This is a genomic window from Bradyrhizobium sp. STM 3809 (assembly GCF_000239795.1).
Lineage (GTDB): Bacteria > Pseudomonadota > Alphaproteobacteria > Rhizobiales > Xanthobacteraceae > Bradyrhizobium.
This window is the reverse complement of record NZ_CAFJ01000455.1, coordinates 1-1,001: the sequence shown is the minus strand read 5'-3', so window position 1 is coordinate 1,001 and position 1,001 is coordinate 1. Positions and strand designations below refer to the sequence as shown.

The window sequence follows — 1,001 nt, the reverse complement described above, 5'->3', positions numbered from 1 at the left end:
CATCACCTCGCAGCTTCGCTACATTGCCAAGCTCTACCACAACGAGGTCCATATCATCGCGCGGTCGTCGATCAAATCGATCTTCGACCTCCAAGGCAAACGGATCGTCGCGCAGACCGATGTCGGCTACTACTCCGCCAAGGTCATCTTCTCGCGCTTGAAGATCAACGCGTCCTTCGACTACGCGACCGACGATACGAGATCGATCCAGAAGCTGATCGATGGCGAGGCCGATGCCTATATGACGACGACGGGCAAGATCTTCCCGCACGCCCGCAACATCAAGAACGAGGATCGCGCGCTGCATCTGGTCTCTGTTCCCTATGATCCGAGATTGCAGGACCTGTATCTGCCGACCACCTTGTCGAGCGACGAATATCCCAATCTGCTGGGACCGGGAGAGAAGGTCGATACGGTGGCGATCGGGATGCTCCTCGTCACCTTCAACTGGCCCGAAAATTCGGAACGGTACAAGAAGGTCGCGCGCTTCGTCGAGGCGTTCTTCGCCAAGCAGGACGAGTTCATGAAGCCGCCGCGACATCCGAAATGGAAAGAGTCGAGTATCGTTGCCACCATCAATGGCTGGAAGCGCTTCAAGGCGGCGGACGACTGGCTGGTCGCGCACAACATGACGCCGCGGCCGCAGGTTGCGGACGTCCAGCAGCAGCAGTTCGAGACTTTCGTGCGCCAGACCGGCGGCCAGGTGCCGAACGATCCGGCCGAGCGCGCCGCGCTGTTCCGGCAGTTCCTGCAATGGCGCCAGCAGCACGGCGGCGAGCCGACGCCGTCACGCTGAGTCCGCGTGCCGCAGTCAGACCGACTGGCCGGCTTTCAACAGCGAGCAGCCGGTGATCTTGAGGCTGCCGTCCGGCTGCGTCTGCAGCGTATAGAGCGCCTCCCACGCCTCGCCATCGGCATCGACGATGTGGACGCGCTGCGCGATGCTGCCATCCTCGGCCTGCGCCGGGCCGAATTCGAAACTGCGGTGGCGATAGACCGGC

2 protein-coding genes are annotated in these 1,001 nt (G+C 61.9%); one reads left to right on the top strand and one right to left on the bottom strand.

What is annotated here, in order from left to right; all coding sequences use genetic code 11:
- The coding region (locus BRAS3809_RS20930) for a TAXI family TRAP transporter solute-binding subunit (protein ID WP_035657384.1) at positions 1-796 on the top strand (796 nt) is incomplete at its 5' end.
- 15 nt (positions 797-811) lie between these two features.
- Here BRAS3809_RS20930 and BRAS3809_RS20925 read toward each other — a convergent pair.
- On the bottom strand, positions 812-1,001 hold a 190-nt coding region (locus BRAS3809_RS20925; RefSeq protein WP_035657382.1), incomplete at its 5' end, for a DUF4864 domain-containing protein.